This window comes from Streptomyces sp. UH6 (assembly GCF_013421635.1).
GTDB classification, from domain to species: domain Bacteria; phylum Actinomycetota; class Actinomycetes; order Streptomycetales; family Streptomycetaceae; genus Streptomyces; species Streptomyces abyssomicinicus.
In genome coordinates, this window is the sequence record NZ_JACADT010000673.1 from 1 (window position 1) to 3,175 (window position 3,175).

Consider the following 3,175-nt stretch of genomic DNA (forward strand, 5'->3'; position numbering starts at 1 on the left):
CCGGCGAGGTGCCGGTCGTAGAAGCCGGTGTCCATCCGTCCGGTGACGAACTCCTCGTGGCGCAGCGAGTTCACCAGCAGGCCCCGGTTGGTGACCGGCCCGTGCACGGCGGCCCGCTCCAGCGCTCCGGCCAGTTTGCGGACCGCCTCGGCCCGGGTCGGGGCGTGTGCGACGACCTTGGCGAGCATCGGGTCGTAGTGGACGCCGATCCGGTCGCCGTCGGCGAATCCGGCGTCCACCCGGACCCCCGCCGTCTCCGGGAAGGCGAACCGGTGCAGGAGGCCGGTCTGCGGGGCCCAGCCGTGCGCCGGGTCCTCCGCGTAGAGGCGGGCCTCCACCGCGTGCCCGCGCGGGGCGGGCGGCTCGGGATCGAGCGCGCCGCCCTCGGCGATCCGCAGCTGGAGCGCGACCAGGTCGATGCCGTACACCGCCTCGGTGACGGGGTGTTCGACCTGGAGGCGGGTGTTCATCTCCAGGAAGTGCGCCCGGCCGTCGGCGACCAGGAACTCCACCGTGCCCGCGCCCACGTAGTCCACCGCGCGGGCGGCCCGCACCGCCTGCCGGTGCAGGTCCTCGACGAGTCCGGGCGGCAGGCCGGGCGCCGGGGCCTCCTCGACGACCTTCTGGTGGCGGCGCTGCAGCGAGCAGTCGCGGGTCCCCAGCGCCCACACCGTGCCGTGCGTGTCGGCCAGCACCTGCACCTCGACGTGGCGTCCGCCCTCCACGTAGGGCTCGACGAACACCTCGCCGTCGCCGAAGGCGCTCAGCGCCTCGGCCCGCGCCGCGGTCAGCTCGGCCTCCAGGTCCTCCAGCCGGCGCACCACGCGCATGCCGCGACCGCCGCCGCCGGCCGCCGCCTTCACCAGCACCGGCAGGTCCGCCCCGGTGACCTCGCGCAGGGGCTCCAGCCCCATCAGCTCCTTGGCCCGGGTCTTGGAGGCCATCGCCTCGATCGCCTCCGGGGGCGGGCCGATCCACACCAGCCCGGCGTCCAGCACCTGGCGGGCGAAGTCCGGGTTCTCGGAGAGGAAGCCGTATCCGGGGTGCACCGCGTCCGCGCCCGCCGCCAGGGCGGCCTTCACGATCAGGTCGCCGCGCAGGTAGGTGTCGGCGGGCGGTGCGCCCGGCAGCCGGACCGCCTCGTCGGCCGTGCGGGTGTGCAGGGCCCGCTCGTCGGGGTCCGAGTGGACGGCGACGGTGCGCACGCCCAGCTCCGCGCAGGTGCGCAGGACCCGGCAGGCGATCTCGCCCCGGTTGGCGACAAGTACCTTGGAGATCACAGAAGTTCCCTCACATCCGGAAGACGCCGAAGCCGCCGCGCACGCCCTCGAAGGGGGCCGTGTGGATCGCGGACAGGCAGATGCCCAGCACGGTCCGGGTGTCGCGCGGGTCGATCACCCCGTCGTCGTAGAGCCGCCCGGACAGGAACATCGGCAGCGACTCGGCTTCGATCTGCTGCTCCACCATGGCGCGCAGCGCCTTGTCGCCCTCCTCGTCGTAGGGCTGCCCCTTCGCCGCCGCGGACTGCCGCATGACGATGGAGAGCACCCCGGCCAGCTGCTGGGGGCCCATGACGGCGGACTTGGCGCTCGGCCAGGCGAACAGGAAGCGGGGGTCGTAGGCCCGCCCGCACATGCCGTAGTGGCCGGCCCCGTAGGAGGCGCCCATCAGCACCGACAGGTGCGGCACCTTCGAGTTCGACACCGCGTTGATCATCATCGCGCCGTGCTTGATGATGCCGCCCTGCTCGTACTCCTTGCCGACCATGTAGCCGGTGGTGTTGTGCAGGAACAGCAGCGGGATGTCGCGCTGGTTGGCGAGCTGGATGAACTGGGCGGCCTTCTGCGACTCCGCGCCGAACAGCACGCCCTGCGCGTTGGCCAGGATGCCGACCGGGTAGCCGTGCAGGGTGGCCCAGCCGGTGGTGAGGCTGGTGCCGTACCGCGGCTTGAACTCGTCGAAGTCCGAGCCGTCGACGATCCGGGCGATCACCTCGCGCGGGTCGAACAGCGTCCTGAGGTCCTCCGGGACGATGCCCAGCAGTTCCTCCGGGTCGTACCGGGGCGGCCGCACGACGGCGGTGTCCGGGTCCGGGTGGGCCTTGCGGTGGTTGAGGCGGGCCACCACCCGCCGGGCCTGCCGGATCGCGTCCAGCTCGTCCACCGCGAAGTAGTCGGCGAGCCCGGAGACCCGCGCGTGCATCTCCGCGCCGCCCAGCGACTCGTCGTCGCTCTCCTCGCCGGTGGCCATCTTCACCAGCGGCGGGCCGCCGAGGAAGACCTTCGACCGCTCCTTCACCATGATCACGTGGTCGGACATCCCGGGGATGTACGCGCCGCCCGCGGTCGAGTTGCCGAGCACCACGGCGACGGTCGGGACGCCGGCCGCCGAGAGCCGGGTCAGGTCGCGGAAGACCTGGCCGCCGGGGATGAAGATCTCCTTCTGCGAGGGCAGGTCGGCTCCGCCGGACTCCACCATGGTGACCACCGGCAGCCGGTTGGCCAGCGCGATGTCGTTCGCCCGCAGCGCCTTCCGCAGCCCCCACGGGTTGGTCGCGCCGCCGCGGACGGTGGGGTCGCTGGCGGTGATCAGGCACTCCACGCCCTCGACCACGCCGATGCCGGTGACCATGGAGGCGCCCACCGGGTACTCGCTGCCCCAGGCGGCCAGCGGCGACAGCTCCAGGAACGGGGTGTCGGGGTCGACGAGCAGCTCGATGCGCTCCCGGGCGAGCAGCTTGCCCCTCCCCCGGTGCCGGGCGACGTACTTCTCGCCGCCGCCCGCGAGCGCCTTGGCGTGTTCGGTGTCCAGCGCCGCCAGCTTCTCCAGCAGCGCGGCGCGGTGGGCCGCGTACTCGGGGCTGTCGGTGTCCAGGGCCGTGGGCAGCACGGTCACAGCAGGGCCTCCGGTATGTCCAGGCGGCGGGCGCGCAGCCATTCGCCGAGCGCCTTGGCCTGCGGGTCGAAGCGGTGCTGCGCGGCCACGCCCTCGCCGAGGATCCCCTCGACCACGAAGTTCAGCGCGCGCAGGTGGGGCAGCGGGTGACGGGTGACGGTCAGCCCCCCGGTCTCGGGCAGGAGTTCCTTGAACCGTTCGACGGTGAGGGTGTGGGCGAGCCACCGCCACGCCTCGTCGCCGCGGGCCCAGACCCCCACGTTGGCGTCACCGCCCTTGT

General features: G+C 73.3%; 2 protein-coding genes and 1 pseudogene. All 3 read right to left on the bottom strand.

Annotated elements, in window-relative coordinates; genetic code table 11:
* Window positions 1-1,280 (bottom strand): acetyl/propionyl/methylcrotonyl-CoA carboxylase subunit alpha (locus HW445_RS24045; RefSeq protein ID WP_180223035.1); only part of this gene is annotated, 1,280 nt, incomplete at its 3' end.
* 10 nt (window positions 1,281-1,290) lie between these two features.
* Entirely contained in the window at window positions 1,291-2,895 is a 1,605-nt protein-coding gene (locus tag HW445_RS24050) for a carboxyl transferase domain-containing protein (RefSeq protein ID WP_180223036.1), read from the bottom strand.
* Window positions 2,892-3,175, bottom strand: a pseudogene (locus HW445_RS24055) (exopolyphosphatase); the annotation flags it as partial. The gene HW445_RS24050 and the pseudogene HW445_RS24055, both read right to left, overlap by 4 nt.